This window comes from Bacteroidia bacterium, from assembly GCA_040880525.1.
Classification (GTDB): domain Bacteria; phylum Bacteroidota; class Bacteroidia; order CAILMK01; family JBBDIG01; genus JBBDIG01.
Genome location: JBBDIG010000042.1, coordinates 53,436 through 72,542, shown reverse-complemented (window position 1 = coordinate 72,542; position 19,107 = coordinate 53,436). Strand labels below are relative to the sequence as shown.

At 45.9% G+C, this 19,107-nt stretch carries 16 protein-coding genes; 10 read left to right on the top strand and 6 right to left on the bottom strand.

Annotated elements, in window-relative coordinates; translation table 11 throughout:
- Positions 1 to 247: 247 nt before the first annotated feature.
- The 3 genes from WD077_12370 (at position 248) to WD077_12360 (ending at position 3,474) form a co-directional block, all read left to right on the top strand.
- Positions 248 to 1,381 carry an amidohydrolase gene (locus WD077_12370; protein ID MEX0968028.1) on the top strand — a complete coding sequence of 378 codons (1,134 nt, stop codon included), beginning with the start codon at positions 248 to 250 and terminating at the stop codon, positions 1,379 to 1,381.
- Positions 1,347 to 2,546 carry an alanine racemase gene (gene alr, locus WD077_12365; protein ID MEX0968027.1) on the top strand — a complete coding sequence of 400 codons (1,200 nt, stop codon included), beginning with the start codon at positions 1,347 to 1,349 and terminating at the stop codon, positions 2,544 to 2,546. The genes WD077_12370 and alr overlap by 35 nt, the downstream gene beginning before the upstream one ends.
- 97 nt (positions 2,547 to 2,643) lie before the next feature.
- Entirely contained in the window at positions 2,644 to 3,474 is an 831-nt protein-coding gene (locus WD077_12360; GenBank protein MEX0968026.1) for an alpha/beta hydrolase, read from the top strand.
- Between the two features lie 352 nt (positions 3,475 to 3,826).
- Here the strand turns inward: WD077_12360 and WD077_12355 are convergent, their stop codons facing one another.
- On the bottom strand, positions 3,827 to 4,405 hold the full coding sequence (locus WD077_12355) for a hypothetical protein (protein MEX0968025.1): 579 nt from the start codon (positions 4,403 to 4,405) through the stop codon (positions 3,827 to 3,829).
- A gap of 169 nt (positions 4,406 to 4,574) precedes the next feature.
- On the opposite strand from WD077_12355, the gene WD077_12350 reads away from it, so the two are divergent.
- The 5 genes from WD077_12350 (at position 4,575) to WD077_12330 (ending at position 10,325) form a co-directional block, all read left to right on the top strand.
- Positions 4,575 to 6,218 (top strand): LptF/LptG family permease, encoded by a 1,644-nt coding sequence (locus WD077_12350; GenBank protein ID MEX0968024.1) that lies wholly within the window; start codon positions 4,575 to 4,577, stop codon positions 6,216 to 6,218.
- Between the two features lie 108 nt (positions 6,219 to 6,326).
- Entirely contained in the window at positions 6,327 to 7,526 is a 1,200-nt protein-coding gene (locus tag WD077_12345; protein MEX0968023.1) for a glycosyltransferase family 4 protein, read from the top strand.
- Complete coding sequence (locus tag WD077_12340) at positions 7,523 to 8,695, top strand: glycosyltransferase (GenBank protein ID MEX0968022.1); 1,173 nt, start codon at positions 7,523 to 7,525, stop codon at positions 8,693 to 8,695. Before WD077_12345 ends, WD077_12340 begins: the two co-directional genes overlap by 4 nt.
- The gene (locus tag WD077_12335; protein ID MEX0968021.1) at positions 8,649 to 9,938 is read left to right on the top strand and encodes a bifunctional 3,4-dihydroxy-2-butanone-4-phosphate synthase/GTP cyclohydrolase II; all 1,290 of its coding nucleotides are present in this window, start codon (positions 8,649 to 8,651) and stop codon (positions 9,936 to 9,938) included. The genes WD077_12340 and WD077_12335 overlap by 47 nt, the downstream gene beginning before the upstream one ends.
- 195 nt (positions 9,939 to 10,133) lie before the next feature.
- Positions 10,134 to 10,325, top strand: a complete 192-nt coding sequence (locus WD077_12330) for a hypothetical protein (protein ID MEX0968020.1) — start codon at positions 10,134 to 10,136, stop codon at positions 10,323 to 10,325.
- Between the two features lie 142 nt (positions 10,326 to 10,467).
- On the opposite strand, the gene WD077_12325 is transcribed toward WD077_12330, so the two are convergent.
- From WD077_12325 to mfd, 5 genes are all read right to left on the bottom strand, one after another.
- Positions 10,468 to 11,268: an alpha/beta fold hydrolase gene (locus tag WD077_12325; protein ID MEX0968019.1), complete on the bottom strand. Its 801-nt coding sequence runs from the start codon at positions 11,266 to 11,268 to the stop codon at positions 10,468 to 10,470.
- Between the two features lies 1 nt (position 11,269).
- Entirely contained in the window at positions 11,270 to 11,773 is a 504-nt protein-coding gene (locus tag WD077_12320; protein MEX0968018.1) for an SRPBCC domain-containing protein, read from the bottom strand.
- Between the two features lie 21 nt (positions 11,774 to 11,794).
- On the bottom strand, positions 11,795 to 12,118 hold the full coding sequence (locus tag WD077_12315; protein ID MEX0968017.1) for a metalloregulator ArsR/SmtB family transcription factor: 324 nt from the start codon (positions 12,116 to 12,118) through the stop codon (positions 11,795 to 11,797).
- A gap of 226 nt (positions 12,119 to 12,344) precedes the next feature.
- Complete coding sequence (locus tag WD077_12310) at positions 12,345 to 13,469, bottom strand: ATP-binding protein (protein ID MEX0968016.1); 1,125 nt, start codon at positions 13,467 to 13,469, stop codon at positions 12,345 to 12,347.
- A gap of 108 nt (positions 13,470 to 13,577) precedes the next feature.
- Positions 13,578 to 16,904 carry a transcription-repair coupling factor gene (gene mfd / locus WD077_12305; protein ID MEX0968015.1) on the bottom strand — a complete coding sequence of 1,109 codons (3,327 nt, stop codon included), beginning with the start codon at positions 16,902 to 16,904 and terminating at the stop codon, positions 13,578 to 13,580.
- Positions 16,905 to 17,103: 199 nt separating this feature from the next.
- Between mfd and WD077_12300 the strand changes: the two genes are divergently transcribed.
- Together WD077_12300 and WD077_12295 are read left to right on the top strand one after the other, a co-directional pair.
- A complete protein-coding gene (locus WD077_12300) occupies positions 17,104 to 17,325 on the top strand; it encodes a DUF2795 domain-containing protein (protein MEX0968014.1) in 222 nt (73 codons plus the stop codon).
- 508 nt (positions 17,326 to 17,833) lie between these two features.
- Positions 17,834 to 18,946, top strand: coding sequence for a sugar transferase (locus WD077_12295; GenBank protein ID MEX0968013.1), 1,113 nt, complete (start codon positions 17,834 to 17,836; stop codon positions 18,944 to 18,946).
- Positions 18,947 to 19,107: the final 161 nt, after the last annotated feature.

Genomic DNA, 19,107 nt, shown 5'->3' with positions numbered 1-19,107 from the left:
TACTTAAAATTGGAAAATGATGAAAAAGTTAGTAGCAATACTGATAATAACCGGATGTATGGCAGGCCTTTCTTCCTGCTCTAAAGACAGGTGTCCGAATTACATACAAAAGGAAACTCCTGCAGAACATAGCGAAAGAGCATGATCCATCCTGGAAATGATCTGGCTGCGTCAGAGGTAACTATCAGATTTCACGGATTCTTCACGGCATATTTGTTTTCTTTGAAACCAGCAAAAGACGAGAAGAATGATAATGAATGATCTGATTTACCTGAGAAGGAATTTACATGCGCATCCGGAAATAGCCGGGGAGGAACGGGAAACAGCCGGAATTCTGCTTGAATTTCTGCGGCAGTGCCATCCTGACCGGATTCTGCACCACCTGGGTCAGACTGGTTTTGCGGTGGAATATGACAGCCAGCAGGAAGGTCCGGTGCTGATGTTTCGTAGCGAACTTGACGGTTTGCTGGTAGAGGATAAGCTGGATGTAACTTATATATCGCAGAATGAAGGGAAGGGACATAAATGCGGGCATGATGGACACATGGCGATGCTTGCCGGCCTCGCGCAGCATCTCCATGAAAATCCACCAAAACGCGGAAAGGTGATCCTGCTCTTTCAACCTGCTGAAGAAACCGGGGAGGGTGCCGGCTGGCTCCTGAAAGATGAGCGATTCCTCGAAATTCAACCTGACATCGTGTATGCCATTCATAATATGCCGGGCGCTCCGCTGGGCGAAGTGGGCGTAAGAAAGGGAAATTTCGCATCAGCATCTGAAGGGATGGTCATAAAACTGATGGGGCAAACCTCTCATGCGGGCCACCCCGAGGAAGGTAGAAATCCGGCCTATGCCATTGCCGAGATCATTCAGGAAGTGAAAAATATGGATCAATGGTACAATTTTGAGGATTTTGTGCTGGGTACGATTGTTCAGCTTTCGGTAGGTGAAATTTCTTTTGGTATCTCTCCCGGGTACGGTGAATTGCGGCTCACCCTCAGAGCACACAAGCAGGACGACCTGAACAGGCTGAAGGGAGTGGCGCAGGAGAAACTCGCGGAGATAGTTCAAAAGCATAATCTTTCTCACAGGATAAGCTGGCATGAAGCATTTACCTCAACCGTGAATTCTGAGGATGCCATCGAACAGGTGATAAAAGCTGCAAAAGCCAATAATATGGCGCATAAGGAAAAGGATGCGCCTTACCGGTGGTCAGATGATTTTGGCCAGTTGCTGAGCGCATATCACGGAGCCATGTTTACACTTGGAGCCGGAGAAGATCATCCGCAGCTCCACAGCACGGATTACGATTTTCCGGATGAATTGATCGAAAAAGGCGTGGCCATTTATGCCAGCCTCGTGCAGCAACACCAGGAAGAATAATCTCATAATGTTTTCTACCTCCCGAATTATATTAAGTGCAAGCGCTCTGCGCAACAACGTGGATTTTCTGCGTAAACAGGTATTAGGCCCGGAAACCCGCATCTCCGCTGTGGTGAAAGGCAATGCCTATGGACATGGAATTGAAACGTTCGTTCCGCTTGCTGAAACCTGCGGTGTGAATCATTTCTCGGTATTCAGTGCAGGTGAAGCATGGCGCGTACTCAAAGTCCGGAGGCAGCCCGGAACCATCATGATCATGGGTTACATTGCCGATGAGGAGTTGCCCTGGGCGGTGGCGAATGAGATCGAATGCTTTATTTATGACCGGGAAAGGCTGGCTGCGATTATTGCTGCTGCGAAGGAATCAGGGAAACCCGCCCGGATCCATATCGAAGTTGAAACCGGAATGAACCGTACGGGTTTGACTGCCGAAGAGCTGCAAGAACTTCTGCCAATGCTGAAAGAAGGCCGGCAGCACCTGCATTTGGCAGGCGTTTCCACGCACTATGCCGGGGCCGAGCATTCTTCGAATTATGATCGGGTGAAAGCGCAAATTGGCCGTTATGAGCGGCATCTGGCTTTTCTGAAGGGTCATGGATTAGAGCCGGAAATCAGGCATACGGCCTGTTCTGCCGCCACGCTTATTTTTCCGGAAACACAACTGGATTTGGTACGTCTGGGCGTACTGATCTATGGCTACTGGCCCAGCCAGGAAACTTGGGCAGACTACAATTTGACAAACAAGCATATTACTGAAGAGAGCCTTGAGCCGGTGCTTACCTGGAAAACCGGGGTAATGAGCCTGAAGCACCTGAAAAAGGGAGAAAGCCTGGGGTATGGCAAGCACTTCGTTGCCACGCGCGATTCCGTAATGGCGGCCATTCCTGTGGGCTACAGCTATGGATATTCCCGCGCCCTCAGCAACCTGGGTGAAGTTGGCATCAGGGGGGAGCGTGCCCGGATAGCCGGCATCGTGAACATGAACATGATGATGGCAGACGTAACCCACATTCCCGGAGTGCAGCGGGGAGACGAGGTGATCCTGGCAGGCCGTGATGCATGCGGGCTAATAAAGTTCGCGTCATTTAACCAGGCAGAAAATCCCCTCAATTATGAAATGCTGGCTAGGTTGCCTTCTGACATTCCCCGGCAACTTTCAGAGTGAGCCTTACCTTGAAGGGAATGTTGAAGTAATTATTTTGACCTGAGATTGCCGGTACCTATTTTTGCTAACTATTATTTAAATTCAAAAAATGACACTGATGAAGTATATTTTCTTTCTGTTTACGCTCAGCCTTCTATTCACGGCTCGCCCGGCTTCCGCTCTTGATCCAAAAAAGGAGTATGAATTTACACCTGATATGTTTGGGTTGAAGTATGAAGAACATAAGATCCCTTCCACCAACGGAGCCGAGTTGATGGCCTGGTACTTCCCGCCTCCTGACCGCTCTACGAACCTGATGATCATCAGTGATGATGGCAATGGAAACATGGCTGACAATCTGGATATCGTGGCGCAGTTCCAGTCGCTGGGCTATGGAGTACTCACTTACGACTACCGGGGTTACGGCAAGAGCAGCGATTTCAAGATTGTGAACAAGTTGTATATCTACCCGCAGTTTGCTGATGATCTGAATGCCGTTTGCGATTATGCCAAGAGAAATATGACCCTGCACTTTTCCCTTTATGGAGTTGGCATTGGTGGCGGGCTGAGCATAGGCGTAGGCATGGATAGGCGTGAAACCCAATACCTCATAGGTGATAGTCCTTACCCTACCCTGGAATACATGAAAAATAAATTGCAGGAAGAAAAGGAAATGAACGTGATGATCCCGCCTGTTTTCAATAAAAATTATGAGCCGAAATATGCACTTGAAACCAAGGAACTTCCAAGATTGCTGAAGGGCGTGCTTATTATTGTCGGGGAGAATGATAAAATAGTGGGACCTGACATGGCCAAGGATCTGCAGAAATTACAGAAAAAGATGGTGGAGGTTTACATAGCTGAGGCGGCTGACAGTGAGAATACTTTTTCTTCGAATAATAACAAATATTTTGTTGCAATAAAAGAGTTTATGGATTCCAATCCATAATGTTTTGAGGCAGAAAATTCAGAAGCCGCTTTCCGAAGTTTCGGAGGCGGCTTTTTGCATGGTAGCCGTCTGAGGGTTTGGAACGCTTTGACGGCCGTTTGTACGGCTATATTGCTCCGGTCGTTTTTCTATTGCTTGGATGAACCTGCCAAAATATGCAGTGCCATCCCTGGTAATTTTTAAAACGAATATTCCGGGTGTTAATGCTGCAACGTTAATCTCATTTTCATAATTACCTGCACTTACCCTTTTTCCTAAAACATTGAATATTTCGTAGTGGCCGATATAGAGATTTTTAATTTTCTATAAACTTGTCATCCTTAGAGGAATTGGGGAAAAGGCAAGGAAATAATTACAAAAACAACGCATGGAAAATCTGGAGTGCGTCTGGCAGAAACAGATTTTGAGAAGTATTGAGGGAAACAGGTTTATTTAACCGAATGAAATTTTGCCTTGCTATCAGTTTTTTAATTTCAAAATCCTGGGTTAGTTGCTGATAATGCTCCCCTGCAATCTCATTCTCCCAAAGGTCATTTCCTGTGGCGATGTAAAAACCCTCCTGCGCCAGCGCCTCCTGCCGGGATTGAATCCACTCTGCAACGTGCTCTAAATATTTGCCACGCGCCAGCAGGTTGAAGCTATAATACCTGCCCCACCAAAACATGGTGCGGAAGGTAAAAACATCCTCCCCCGAAAGCGCTGCCGGGAAATCGAGGATGACGAAAGGAAGGCCCTTGTAATTCTCCCCGTGTGAGATTTTTCCGCCATCAGCCGCTATCTGCCGCAGCAGAGGACTTCCTTCAAGTTCGGGATGTAACCGCTCCCGGAAAGCTGCAAAGAGCAGCCGAACCTTTTTGATGATCCTGCGCTTGGCCAGCATGATCTCATGATCGTTCATCAGTTGTAATTCATCCTTTGTCCAGTCCTGCATTATGGTTGTGCTTAGTTTAATGAAATCCCGAATTTTGCACCTGTCTTAAACACTTAGGTACAAGGACACAAAGTTTCACAAATTTTTTCTTCGTGGCCCTTTTTGCCTTCGAGCCTATGTGTCTGCATGCTTTTACTTGGCATAAATAATGGCTTTGCACCGGCATTAAATGAAGAAGCTCTACAAACTCATAGCCCTCTCCTTTGCCGGCCCGTTCGTGGCCACTTTCTTTATTTGCCTTTTTATCCTCCTCATGCAGTTCCTCTGGAAGTATGTGGACGACCTGGTGGGCAAAGGACTGGAATGGTACATTATAGCGGAATTGCTTTTCTATGCCTCGGCCAGTCTTGTGCCTATGGCGCTGCCGCTGGCCGTGTTGCTTTCCTCCATTATGACGTTTGGTACGCTTGCAGAAAATTATGAGCTGGCGGCTTTTAAATCTGCGGGCGTTTCATTGCAGCGCATCATGCAGCCGCTTATGGGAATTATTCTCATCATCGCTGCGCTGGCGCTCTATTTCAGCAATAACATTATTCCTACAAGCAACCTGAAGTTTGCCTCGCTGCTTTGGGACGTGCGGCAACAGAAACCGGCCCTCGACATAAAACCGGGAATATTCTACAGTGGAATTGAAGGGTACAGCATCCGGGTAGGAAAAAAGCATGAGGACGGAAAAACCATTGAGCAGGTGATGGTATATAATCACACCAGCCGCAGGGGCAATGTGGAGGTGACCCTTGCCAGGGAAGGAGTAATGTGGACTACGGAAGATAAACGCTGGCTCGTGGTTTTCCTGAGAGATGGCATCCGCTACGAAGAGATGCTGGAAAAAGACAGGCGCAACATCAGCTACCCGCATAACCGCATTAAGTTCAGCAATTATGAAATGCGGTTTGACCTGTCAGCTTTTACGCTTACCCGAACTAATGAAGACCTGTTTCGGGACAATTATCAAATGCTGAATCTGAAACAATTGAAACACTACCGCGATTCCACAGGCATAGTGGAGCAGAACAAACGGAAGCGGGTAAAGGAATATGTGAAACCGTATTTCTTTCCATTAAAAGATACCTCAGACCGAAGGCCATCCATAGAGGAAAGAAAACTACAGGTGAGGCAGCAAAACCTTGCAAAAGAGGAGGCTGAGCCACAGCAGGAAGCGCTGCCGGAAGATCCTGCGGAACGCGGGGGAGGATTGTTGAAATTGGGACCGGAGAGACTCAGAAAAGTTGCCAGACGGCAGGATTCACTCAGGAAAATGCGCCATGTTGAGGAGGAGGCGCAGAGGGCAGAGGTAGCATCGAAGGAGCCGGTGGTGATGGATTCAGCCTTTTTTGCGGGCGTATTTGCAAATCCTGACCGGGCCACCACCAACCGCGCCATCAATTTTGCCAGGACCGTACGGGGGATAATGGAAACCCACAGCCTGGATATAGAGCACTACAACCGGCAGATCATCCGGTATCGCATAGAGTACCATCGCAAGTTCATCCTCAGCTTTGCGTGCATTGTGCTCTTCTTTGTAGGTGCTCCCCTCGGAGCGATAATCCGGAAGGGTGGCATCGGAATGCCATCCGTAGTCTCAGTGCTCATTTTCATTCTCTTCTACGTGATCTCCATCACCTTCGAGAAATTTGCAAAGCAACTGATCGTATCTCCGTTCATAGGCATGTGGATGCCTGTTTTTATCATTTTCCCCGTAGGCGTATTTCTTACTTATAAGGCAAATAAAGATTCGATCATTTTTACGAAAGAAACCTATCTTCACTTTTTCCGTAGCCTTAACATATTCAGAAAGAAAAAAACGGCCTGACATTGCTTTTTATTTATTACCTGGCAGAAAAATGTCCGCAGATCTACAGGAATAAATAACCGGTGAACTTTGCCGGATTTCTCCGAAAAAATCAGGATATAATATATTGTGCGAATCCTTCAACTGTGTAACCGTGTTCCCTGGCCGCCAAAAGATGGTGGGGCCATTGGCATGTACAATTTCACCAAAAGCTATCATGCGCTTGGCTGTGAAGTATCCATGCTGGCGATCAACACACCTAAGCATTATATCGCCCCGGCTTTTTTCCCACCGGAATTTGCAACGCTGGCCGACATTCAAACTGTGGATGTGGATACCCGCATAAAACCACTGGATGCCTTTCTGAATATTTTCTCAACATCATCCTATAATATCGTTCGATTCGATGATGCGGCTTACCGGGAGGCTTTAACCGGGATTTTAAAGCAAAAGCAATTCGATGTAGTGCATGTGGACGGGCTTTTCATGAGCATGTATGCAAATACGGTTCGGGAACATTCTGACGCTTTGCTGGTAATGCGGGCACACAATGTGGAGCATATAATATGGCAACGGATGGCCGAAACCGAAAAGCCGGGTCTGAAGAAACAATACCTTCGGTTGCTGGCCCGCAGACTACGGAAATATGAGGAGCAAAAGCTGAATGAATTTGATGCACTGCTTCCGATCTCGGAGGTGGACGACAAAATGCTCAGGGAGATGGGCAGCAAAGTGAAACACATCACAGTACCGGCAGGAGTAGACCCTGATAAGTTCCGGGCGGATTTCAGCAAAATGGAATTTCCATCGCTTTTTCATCTTGGCGCCCTGGACTGGCTGCCCAACCAGCAGGCCGTGCGGTGGTTTCTGCAGGAGGTATGGCCGGAAGTTTCCCGCAAATTTCCGGAGCTCAGCTTCCATATCGCTGGAAGGCACATCCCGGAATGGGTTAAGCAAACGGATCTGGAGAATGTAATAGTGGCAGGCGAGGTGGATGATGCAGCGGCCTTCATGAATAGCAAAGCCATAATGATAGTACCTTTGCTTTCAGGTAGCGGAGTGCGGCTAAAAGTGCTGGAAGGCATGGCGCTGGGAAAGGCAATAGTCTCTACTACAGTAGGTGCTGAAGGAATTGAATATAGGCCAAGCCAGGACATTCTCATTGCTGACAGCAAGGATGAGTTTATAAAGCACATCAGCTATCTGGTGGAAAACCGGGAGAGCCTGCTGAAGTTGGGTCAAAATGCCATTGGATTGATTGAACAGAAATATACTAACCGCCAGATTGTGAAAGATTTATTGGCAAAATATGAATCGCTAATTGGATGATTTGGGAGATTCTTTTCTGGTTCAGCGTTGCATGCCTGCTTCATTCCTACTTTTTTTATCCGGTAGTGCTGTGGGTGCTGGGCCGTAGCAAACAGTTTGGCCATGCTGTTTTTTCAGAGAGTGATCCGGCACTTCCCACCGTTTCAATACTGCTGGCAGCCTATAACGAAGAGAAAGTGATAGCAGAGAAGATCCGCAGCACTTTCCGCACTTCATACCCGCATCATAAAATAGAAATGCTGATCGGTTCGGATGCCTCAACCGATGCGACCAACGCCATCATAAGAGAGTGCGAAAAGGAATTCCCGCATTTGCAACTTGTCAATTTTCCGGGACGAACAGGCAAGGCCGGCATTATCAATGAACTGTCAAAACGGGCCAAAAACGAAGTATTCATATTGACAGATGCCAATGTATTTTTTGAAGAAGAAACCATTTTTCATCTCACAAAACATTACAAGGAAAAAGAAATAACTCTGGTGGGTGGAAATATTTTAAATGCTGAATTTAAAAAGGATGGTATTTCATTTCAGGAGAAAGCATATCTGGCTACGGAAAACCGGATGAAATATTATGAAGGCATTTTATGGGGAACTATGATCGGAGCTTTTGGCGGATGCTATTCCATTCGGAGGAGCCACTACCATCCCGTTCCTCCCCGCTTTTTCATGGACGATTTTTACATCACTATGCACGCACTGGAAGATGGAGGCAAAGCAGTAAATGAACTGGAAGCGGTTTGTTTTGAAGATGTTTCCAATAAAATCTCAGAGGAATTCAGGAGAAAGGTGCGCATTTCAATCGGCAATTTTCAGAACCTGGGACGCTTTGCGGGATTGCTCTGGCCGCCCTTTACAGGATTGAGCTTTTCCTTTTTTTCACATAAAGTTCTACGCTGGCTGGGGCCGTTCTTTATTCTTGTTGCCTTGCTCGGAAGTGGAATGCTCTCCGGCCAAAACCAGTTCTATCGACTGGCGTTCATTGTTCAGCTTGTGCTCATTGCCATTCCTGTCCTGGACCTTCTTTTCAGGAAATTGGGCCTGCATCTGGTGCTGCTCCGTTTCATTTCCCATTTCTATTTAATGAATTTAGCCTTGTTAACAGGCTTTTTAAGATTTATCTATGGAGTCGAATCAAACATCTGGAAACCCACCCAACGAAACCAGTAATCAATTTAATTCTATTCCTGATGCCATTGAGGATATAAAGGCAGGGAAGATGGTGATTGTGGTGGATGATGAAGACCGCGAAAACGAGGGTGACCTGGTTACAGCCGCCCGGAATGCCACCCCTGAGCTAATCAATTTTATGGCTAAGGAAGCCCGGGGCCTCATTTGCGCGCCTCTGGTTGAGAGCCGCTGCGAAGAGCTTAATCTTGACCTCATGGTGAGCGACAATACTGCACTGCACGAAACCCCTTTTACCGTTTCCATTGATCTGAAAGGACACGGAACGACCACGGGCATCTCCGTTTCTGACCGGGCTAAGACGGTGAAGGCGCTGGTAGACCCCGAAATTAAGGGAAGCGATTTTGCGCGGCCGGGGCATATTTTCCCATTAAAAGCTAAGGAAGGAGGCGTACTTAGACGCACCGGCCACACCGAAGCTGCCATTGATCTGGCAAGGCTCGCAGGCTTTGAACCTGCCGGGCTCATCGTGGAAATTATGAATGATGACGGCTCTATGGCGCGGCTTCCCCAGCTTCTTAAAATGGCCAAAAAGCATAAGCTCAAGATTATTTCCATCAAAGATCTGATCAACTACCGGTTGAAGACGGAAACCCTGATAGAGCGGGTGATCGAGGTAAATATGCCTACAGAGTATGGCGATTTCCTTTTGCGCGCCTACCGCCAAACGACCACCGGAGAAGTACACCTGGCCCTGATAAAAGGAACATGGGATGAAGAAGAACCTGTATTGGTCCGTGTGCATTCCTCCTGCGTTACAGGCGATATTTTCGGCTCTTTCCGCTGCGACTGCGGGCCACAATTGCATCATGCCATGCAGATGGTTCAGCAGGAAGGAAAAGGCGTAGTGCTGTATATGAATCAGGAGGGCCGGGGAATCGGGCTGGTAAATAAACTGCGCGCGTACCAACTTCAGGAACAGGGAATGGACACTGTGGAGGCCAACCTTCATCTCGGATTTAAAATGGACCAGCGCGATTATGGCGTGGGCGCCCAAATACTCCGAGATCTCGGCATAAAGAAGATGAGGCTCCTCACCAACAATCCATCAAAACGCGCAGGAATTTTAGGCTACGGCCTTGAGATCGTGGAGCGTGTGCCGGTGGAAATAGATCCTAATGAGCACAACGAAATATACCTGCAAACCAAGCGGGATAAGATGGGGCATCAAATATTGGATATGAAAAAGAAGGTGCAGGATTCCGGAAAGGATTCCGACAAATGAAAATGCGGCCCTGCCACAGGCTAAATTTCCAAAATGCATTATTGCCAGCTAACTTTTAGAGGCATTGTATGCAAAAGCAGTTCTGACAAGTTCCCTTAATCCGGGTTCATTGAGCGGGTCGCCCTTTTTGAAATTGATGGAACATGCATTTTTTGAATCCAGGCCGCTGTTAAACAAACCGTTCGGATTCTCAAATTGAGCACCCTAAAAGAATGTCAGCCCTACATGGTTCTTGAACGCTCCTGGGCTGCAAACCATCCCGTGGTGCGTAAAGACCGGGGAATTCCACTTCCATTCTTCTACAATACCGGGCTCAACTTCATCCACAATCTGCCGGATCCCTTTGTCATTTCGCCTCTCCAGTCACCGGTCTTTTCGATGTATTGATCAATTTTTTCTGATAGTGTCATGAGTTCAAGATTGAATCTGTGTTTTAATAATTGGAAAAGTTTAATCGCTAAAGTCATTGGAAAACTAAATTTTCCACCTCTTAAGGCTATTTTCAGAAGTTGCCGAAATTAGTTTTTGATTATCTGCTGAAAAACCTGATCAGTTCCGGGGCCAACACCTTTGGCTTAACCATGTGTGTCTGACCACGAAGACTGAGGTGATTTGCGTTGGGAAGGACCGTTGCCAATTGCTTCATCGAGTTTTGCGCCCATTTTTCGCTCTTGCTGCCACTGATTACCAAAGTCTCCACTTTTACACCCGGCCATTTATCTGCGCTCAATGGTTTACCGGTTCCCGTTTCGCCTAATATGAGCGTATCGTAAATCACAGTAGGGGCGAGTTTTCTGAGCTTTTTCCAAGAAGGCATCAGGCGCATCATGAATACGACAAATCCCGGCAGGCCTACGCCATCCTTCATAAAACTCGACACCACTTTGCCATTCTGTCCGCTCTCAGTGTAGGTTTGGAGCCTTTCTAAATAATCGTCACGAAGCGGCTTCCGCGAATCATCCACTATAAATGGGGCTTCGTATAGCGCCAGCTTGTGAATGGGAAGACCTGCATTTGCTGCCTCCAAAGCCAGCGCTGCTCCGGATGAGATCCCATAAACCGAAACGGATTGATCCAAACTGTTTATGATGGCTTCCAAGTCCTCAATTTCCCGCTCCACTTTGTAGGGCAAGGTGTTTCCGCTTTCTCCACGTCCTCTCCGGTCATAGATCGTCACCGTGAAGTCTTTCTTTAATTGATTGGCAAGCGCTTCATTTGGTCCGAACTTCCGATGGCAGAATGCTCCGTCCACCAAAACAAGATGAGGCCCTCTGCCAACACGGGTAGTGGCAATCTGGGTCCCATCTTTTGATTTTACAAAATTCGTCATGCTATTTCGTTTGAGCCTCGAGCAATTCATCGAGGTTTTCAAGGGCTGCGGTAAGTCCTTCCTGTACGCCCATTTCGAGGATCTTTTCCAGGTCGGCAAGCGTATCGTAGGTGGTTTGCACGTTTACGAAAGTAGAACCCTCTGATGCGTTAAATCTTGTTTCCCAAAGTGCGCTGGGAAAATCGGTGTTGATATTTCCTTCTTCGTCACAGAAAGAGTCCACAGAGTTGAAGTTTTTGTGGTGGCTTATTTTTTCATAATCATTGCGGCACCAGTGTTTCTGTCCTTCTGGGCTAACCATTGCGTAAAGCCACATTCCACCTTCGCGGAAATCCATGCTTTTGGTCTTTGTTTTATACGGCTTGGGTGCCCACCATTGGTCAAGCAATTCACTCTCCGTCCATGCGGCCCAAACGTTTTTCAGGGGCGCGGCAAATTCACGTTTTACATTGATTTGATTTTCCTCCTTGTCCACGGAGAAATCCATAAATAGTGTCTTTTTCATGTGTTTGAATTTTTAATTGGTTTATGATTTATTTTTGGAATCCATCTTTTTCAGAACCTGGTCAAGCTGGCCGAACCGGGTTTCCCAAAGTTCTCTCAGCTTTTCAAGCCAAATATTTACTTCGTCCATCTTGTCAGGATTGAAATGATAAATGATTTCTCGTCCTTGCTTTTCCTGCTTCAATAATTCGCATTCAGCCAATATTCTGATGTGATTGGACACGGCTTGCCGGGTTGTATCAAAATGACCCGCAATGGCATTTGGAGTCAAGGCCTGAACCGCCAGCAAAGTCAGAATAGCCCTCCGTGTAGGATCGGCAATCGCATGAAAAACATCTCTTCTCATCATTTCCTTTAATGCGCAAACAATCGCTTGCAAATATATGTGCAAAAGATCACTTGCGCAAATTTTTTAGAGATTTTTTTCGGACGAAATTTATTGGCCGGGGTAGGGATCAACCGGATTCATTCCTTTCCTGGGAAATAGCAGGGAGGCGAGTATTGAGACGGCAATTATACTTCCCACAATAGCAAGGGATAGCGAAATATCCAGGGGATGCCAATGGCTTCCCTCATTTTAAAAATTCATAAAAATTATCGGGTGTAATTAATTTAGTTTTAGCCTCCGGATAAGCATTTTTAAAAGTCAAAGGAATTTTAGCTTTTGTTTTTGGATTCCATTTAATTTCTGCGGCTAAAAGTTCATCCGATGTTTCTTCAATGTAATCAATCTCCTGCTTTTGAGTAGTACGCCAGAAATAAGTTGCGGCATTGATATTTTGTTGTTGCAGGAACTTCCTGCGCTCGCTCACCACGTAGTTTTCCCATAGCGCACCTATATCGCTTCTGGAAATAACCGGATTGAAATTCCCCGTAATGGCATTGATGATCCCGTTGTCGTAAAAGTAGATTTTCTTTCCTTTCCTGATCTCGTTTCGCACATTGCGGCTGTAGGAGGGCAGGATGAATATTACAAAAGCCTGTTCGAGCAGGTCAATGTACTTTTCCACGGTTTTCCCATCTGCCTGTACCAGCCGGCTTATTTCCTGCGAGCTCACCTCATTCTGCACCTGCAGGGCAAGCGCTTTTACGATCTTTTGGAAAAGGCGCGGCTTCTTTATTTTCTCAAGCTGAAACAGGTCTTTGTAAAGATAGCTCTCGGCAATCAGCTTCAGGTGCTCCTCTGCTTGTTGTGGCTTTACTACAATTTCAGGATAGGCGCCATAGACCAGTCGTTGTTCCAGCAGCCGCCTCTCGGTCAGGAAATCGGTTTCCTGTATCAACTCCTGAAATGAGAAGGGCGAAAGCTGTAGCACGTACTTCCTGCCAGTAAGCGGCTCATTGATGCTGCCGGCCAGTTCAAACGAGGAGGAGCCGGTAGCTATCACTTGTACCTCCGGTATCTGGTCCACAATGATCTTCAGCAGCAGCCCGGCCTCCTCTATTCGCTGGGCTTCGTCAATAAAGAGGATTTCGTGGTCGCCAATGATTTGCCGGAGGAGCGTGGCATTGGGCTGTCGCAGCAATTCACGGGTATCGGCATCATCTCCGTTCAGACGAAGTGTCTTGCGGTCCACCCGTACCAGAAGCTGTTCGCAAAAGGTAGTTTTCCCTACCTGCCTGCCACCAAAAATGATGAGCGCCTTTCCCTTAAAAAGTCGCTCTATGGCAAATTCAAGCTGAACGCGTTTTATCATAATATCGGATTGTAATCCAAATATATCATAATTATTTCGGATTAGGATCCATTTATATCATAATAATATCGGATTACGTTGCAGGAATTGTAGAAAGGAAAGTATTGCTCAGGATGCTATAAACGCATGAAAAACAGAAAGTGCCTCATGAATGGATCGCACAGGATGTAACCTTAGCGTCAGTTGCTCGCCTTTTTGCTCGAATTTGCACTGCTGAGGGTGATCCTGAACATATTGCAGAATGCGGCCAAACGGGGCTGATTGGTAATAGTCGCTGTCAGCATTAGCAGCAAAACTGGCCTTGAGTTTTTGATTCTTCAGGTTGATCTTTCCTATTCCTGCATTTTGCGCCAGCCACTTCAGACGGATGGCGTCCATGAGCTCCAGTGTTTGCTTCGGGATTTTTCCGAAACGATCCGTCAGATGTTTCTGAAAGGTCAGCAGGGCTTCCTCATTTTTCACCTGATTCATTTCATTGTAAATGGAAACCCGTTCGTTCACATTGCTGATATATTTGTCCGGGATCAATAATTCAAAATCGGTATCAATTTGACATTCGTAAACCAGAGGCCGGTCATCCTTTCCCGAAAACAGGTCTTTGAACTCCTCGTCCCTGAGTTCATGCATCGCTTCATCCAGGATTTTCTGATACATATCAAAACCTATCTCGCTGATAAAACCACTTTGTTCGGCCCCAAGCAGGTTTCCAGCTCCCCGGATATCAAGGTCCTTCATCGCAATGTGGAATCCACTGCCTAGTTCAGAGAACTCCTCAATAGCCGCGAGGCGTTTGCGGGCTTCGCTTGTCATGGCTACTTTCGGAGGAGTAAGCAGGTAGGCATACGCTTTTTGGTTGCTCCGGCCCACCCGGCCCCGCATCTGGTAGAGATCGCTCAGGCCAAAGTTCTGCGCCTGATTGATGATGATGGTATTGGCATTAGAAATATCCAGTCCTGATTCTATAATGCTGGTAGAAACCAGAACATCATAGAATCCTTCCACGAAATTCATCATTACCTCTTCCAGCTCCTTTCCCTCCATTTGTCCGTGGCCTATGCCTACTTTGGCCTGTGGCACCAGTGCACGGATCAGATCGGCCATCTGGTGGATATCCTTGATGCGGTTATGCACAAAAAATATCTGGCCCCCACGGTCCATTTCATATTCAATGGCATCCCGTATCAGTTCCTGGTCAAAGAGGGTCACCGTAGTTTCAATGGGCTGTCGGTTGGGCGGAGGTGTATTGATCACGGATAAATCCCGGGAGCCCATTAGTGAAAACTGCAATGTACGCGGGATAGGAGTGGCCGTCAGCGTCAATGTATCCACGTTTACCTTTAAGGCCCGGAGTTTCTCTTTGGCTGCTACGCCAAATTTTTGTTCTTCATCAATAATTAAAAGGCCAAGGTCTTTAAACTTAATGTCCTTACCCAGCAGTCGGTGAGTTCCGATGAGAATATCCAGCTTGCCTTCCGAAAGCCGCTCCAGCGTGTTGCGCTGTTGCTGGGTGCTTTTAAACCGCGACACATAATCAATGGTAACCGGGAAATCCTTCAGCCGCTCCGTAAACGTTTTATGGTGCTGAGCCGCCAGCACTGTGGTAGGCACGAGCACAGCCACCTGTTTTCCATCTGTTGCAGCTTTGAAGGCAGACCTGATGGCGATCTCCGTTTTCCCAAAACCCACATCCCCGCATACCAGACGATCCATGGGGTGGGGTGCCTCCATGTCGCGTTTTACATCTTCTGTAGATTTTCCCTGATCTGGCGTATCTTCATATATAAAGGATGCTTCCAACTCAGTTTGCAGATAAGTATCCGGCTGAAACGCGAATCCTGTACGCGCCTTTCGTTCTGCATAAAGTTTAATAAGATCGCGGGCAATATCTTTTACTTTCTTCTTCGTCTTATTCTTCAGGTTTTCCCAGGTATTCGTGCCGAGCTTATTGAGCCTGGGCTTTTTACCTTCTTTCCCAATAAACCGCGAGATTTTGTGCAGTGAATGGATATTGACATACAGGAGGTCGTTGTCCTTGTATGAAAGCCTCACGGCCTCATTCATTTTCCCATTCACTTCAATTTTTTCCAGTCCTGAGAAGATTCCCACTCCATGATCAATGTGCGTTACGAAGTCGCCAGGCTTCAGTTCATAGAGCTCTTTCAGGGTCAGTGCCTGCTTTCCTGAAAAAGATTTGTTGTAGCGTGAGCGGTGGTAGCGCGAAAAGATCTGATGTTCAGTAAATACGGCAATGTTGGTGGAAGAATCTATGAATCCTTCTGACAGGCTTTTATAGATAGGAGTGAACTCAACATCTTTCTCCAGATCCTGGAAAATAGCATAGATACGCTCCACCTGTTTGGCAGATTCGGAAAAGATCAGGTTCCGGAAGCGTTTTGCGCTATTGGCTGAGAGCGATTCTGCCAGCAGGTCAAAATTTCGATTGAAAGGAGGCTGTGGAGTAATGTTGAATTCATACGTTTTCCCGGCCTTAAAGTGGGATTTAGCTGACATTTCAACTATCCTGAATTCCTGCAGTTTTTTCCGGAATGTTTTTTCTTCGATTAAAAATTCATCAGCAGCCACGGGAATGATCTCTGGATTAGCATTAAAAACTTCTTGTGCCGATGCCACAATCTTCTTCAGCAGGCTAAGACAATAGGAAAGGTCAGCGCTCCACAGGACTGTATTTTTATCTATAAATTCAAGCAGGCTTACCCGGAGAAGTATGTTCTGATTTTCATCCAGATTGGGTACAATGCTGATAGAGCTCATGTTCCGCATAGAAAGCTGGGAGTCAAGATCGAAAGCCCGGATGGATTCGATCTTGTCTTCATATAGTTCGATGCGGTAGGGCAATTCGTAAGCGTAGGAAAATATGTCAATGATACCTCCGCGAATAGAGAAAGTGCCCGGTTCATATACGAAATCCGTGCGTTCAAAATCGGAATCCACGAGAAAGTCAATCGCAAAATCCACATCCAGATCGTCTCCTACCTTCAGATCGAAAGTATTCTGCTGAAGATCCTCTCTTGAAGCGATTTTCTCGCACAGGGCTTCGGGATATGTTACGAGGTGGAGTGGCCTTTTGCTTCGTTTGAGCCGGTCAATAACCTCTGTACGCTCCATGATGGCCGTATTGCTGATCCTGTCATAACTGCCCTCTTTTTTAAAAGGAGATGGGAAAAAGAGCACCTGTTTCGGTTCCTGAAACGTTGCAAGGTCATCTGCAAAATAAGAAGCCTCCTCTCTGGAAGGCAGGATATAAAGATGAAAGAGGTCAGCAGATTCAAATACAGAAGCGGCCACGAGGCTTTTGGAAGAACCAACCAATCCTTTAAGATGAAGATTCACCTTTGAAGACAGTGACAGGGAAGCACAAATCTCTTCTATTTGCGGCTGCTGCCGGTATCGTTGAATGAGCTCTTTATGGTTCAAGTTTTGCCAACCGTGGATTTTTTGAAAAAGACCATTTGCGGTCGGCAAAACTACCTTTTTCATTCATTATGTTCTGAGTGGCCCACCGGCCAAAATTCAGGATTCAGGTGTGTCAAAATTATCTTTCAGGTAAATTTTAACATCACCAATATTTTATAGTAGAAATTTTACTTTTGCGGCAAAATTAAAGGATGTATTTATGTATTGGACTTTAGAACTGGCTCAACATCTTGATGACGCCCCCTGGCCAGCTACTAAAGATGAGCTCATTGATTACGCCATTCGTTCAGGGGCGCCTCTTGAACTCATTGAAAACCTGCAGGAACTGGAGGATGATGGCGAGCCTTACGAGGCAATCGAAGAAATCTGGCCGGATTATCCTACCCACGATGAATACTTCTTCAATGAAGACGAGCTTTAGGGCCAGCCTCTCATCAGGACTATTATATGCATGACTAAGAAATACCGGAGACGCCTCCGGTATTTTTATGAATGAGGTTTTTTCCTGTTCTCCATTCAACTCTATCGCTGGAATATGTTTGGGAAACATGGTATACTTCAGAATATTTTATAGATGAAAACACAACTTTTTTCCTTTTCCATGAACAATTATAGCTTCTGTAAGATTTATTAACTTTGCAAAGCCTTAGATGCAATTTATCGGTAATTATCAGCATCTTTAAGCTTCATAAGGATTATTGATCTAAGGCCTGTTCAAAATACTTCTCCTCCTCTGTAAATAGTGTTTTTGATAGAACAGTACGTTAATCATGTAAGAAGTGGACATAATAATATCTTTTTTATCATTATGTGAAATTTATAATATATTTTAATACCTTTGCTCTCACAATCTACAAAAACCTATTGAATGACATGAAAAATATATTTTTGAGGAAAAACGGTTAGTTCACTTTTTAACAATCAAAGCTATGGGAGTAGTATTTACAACGGAAGAGGATCGCTTTGTGGCCAATGCACTGGAAATGGACATTGCGGCTGAACAAGGCATTGAGAAACAGATAGCTTTTGACTCTGATTCGGAAATCGTAGATTACATATCTGCTCATGTGGATACTGATTCACCATACACCTGTGTTCTCAAGACCAGAACCGCTTTCAATATCCGGAATCTACCCCAGGCCTACTACCAGAATATAGTCAACCTTAAACGTATCAATGACATAAGTGACATTAACCATTTCTTTGAGACGGTTAATGAAAAGCTCTCTACCGGTGGCCGCTTCATTTGTTGTGCAGAAACATATTCACTCAGGAAGCAACGGATTTTGGATAAGTTTCACACCACGTATGCGCGTCTCTATTATAGCTGCGATTTTGTATTCAAAAGGATATGTCCAAAGCTTAGTTTTACCCGTAGCCTTTACTTTAAAATGACGGCTGGACGGAACCAGGTCATTTCGAATACAGAAACGCTAGGCCGGTTATATAAAAATGGTTTTAAGATTGTTGATCAGCGCATTATTGGATATAAAAAGTATTATGTAGTAGAGAAGGTAAAGGAACCTACTTTCGATAAGAATGCCTCTTATGGTCCTATTTTCAAGATGAAACGAATAGGCAAGAACGGGAAGCCGATCCTGGTTTATAAACTGCGGACCATGTATGCCTATTCCGAATATTTGCAGGAATACATTTATCAGATGAATAACCTCGACAAAGGAGGGAAATTCAAAGAGGACTTCAGGGTTTCTGCTGCCGGCAAGGTGCTGCGGAAGTTTTGGCTGGATGAACTGCCAATGGTATGGAATCTATTGAAGGGAGAGATGAAATTGGTAGGTGTAAGGCCGCTGAGCAGTCATTACCTCAGCCTTTACAGCCCGGAACTGCAGGAAGAAAGGCTGAAATTTAAACCCGGCCTGATTCCTCCGTTCTATGTAGACATGCCTGAAACGCTGGAAGAAATACAGCAATCTGAATTGAGATATTTAAGAGCCTATCAAAAAAATCCGATACTGACGGACATAAAATATTTTTGGAAGGCTATTTATAATATAGTTGCCAGGCAGGCACGCAGCAAGTAGCTATGCTAAGTTTGGCTTAGCAGTTCATTCCCCACCCCACCTATAAAGTTTATATTGAGCGTTGTGTTCCTTATTCCTAATCTGCTAAAAATAGATTGGCTATTTTAGCAATGAAGGAAGATAGGCTTGGAAAACCATTGTTGGAATGTTTAAACTATTTT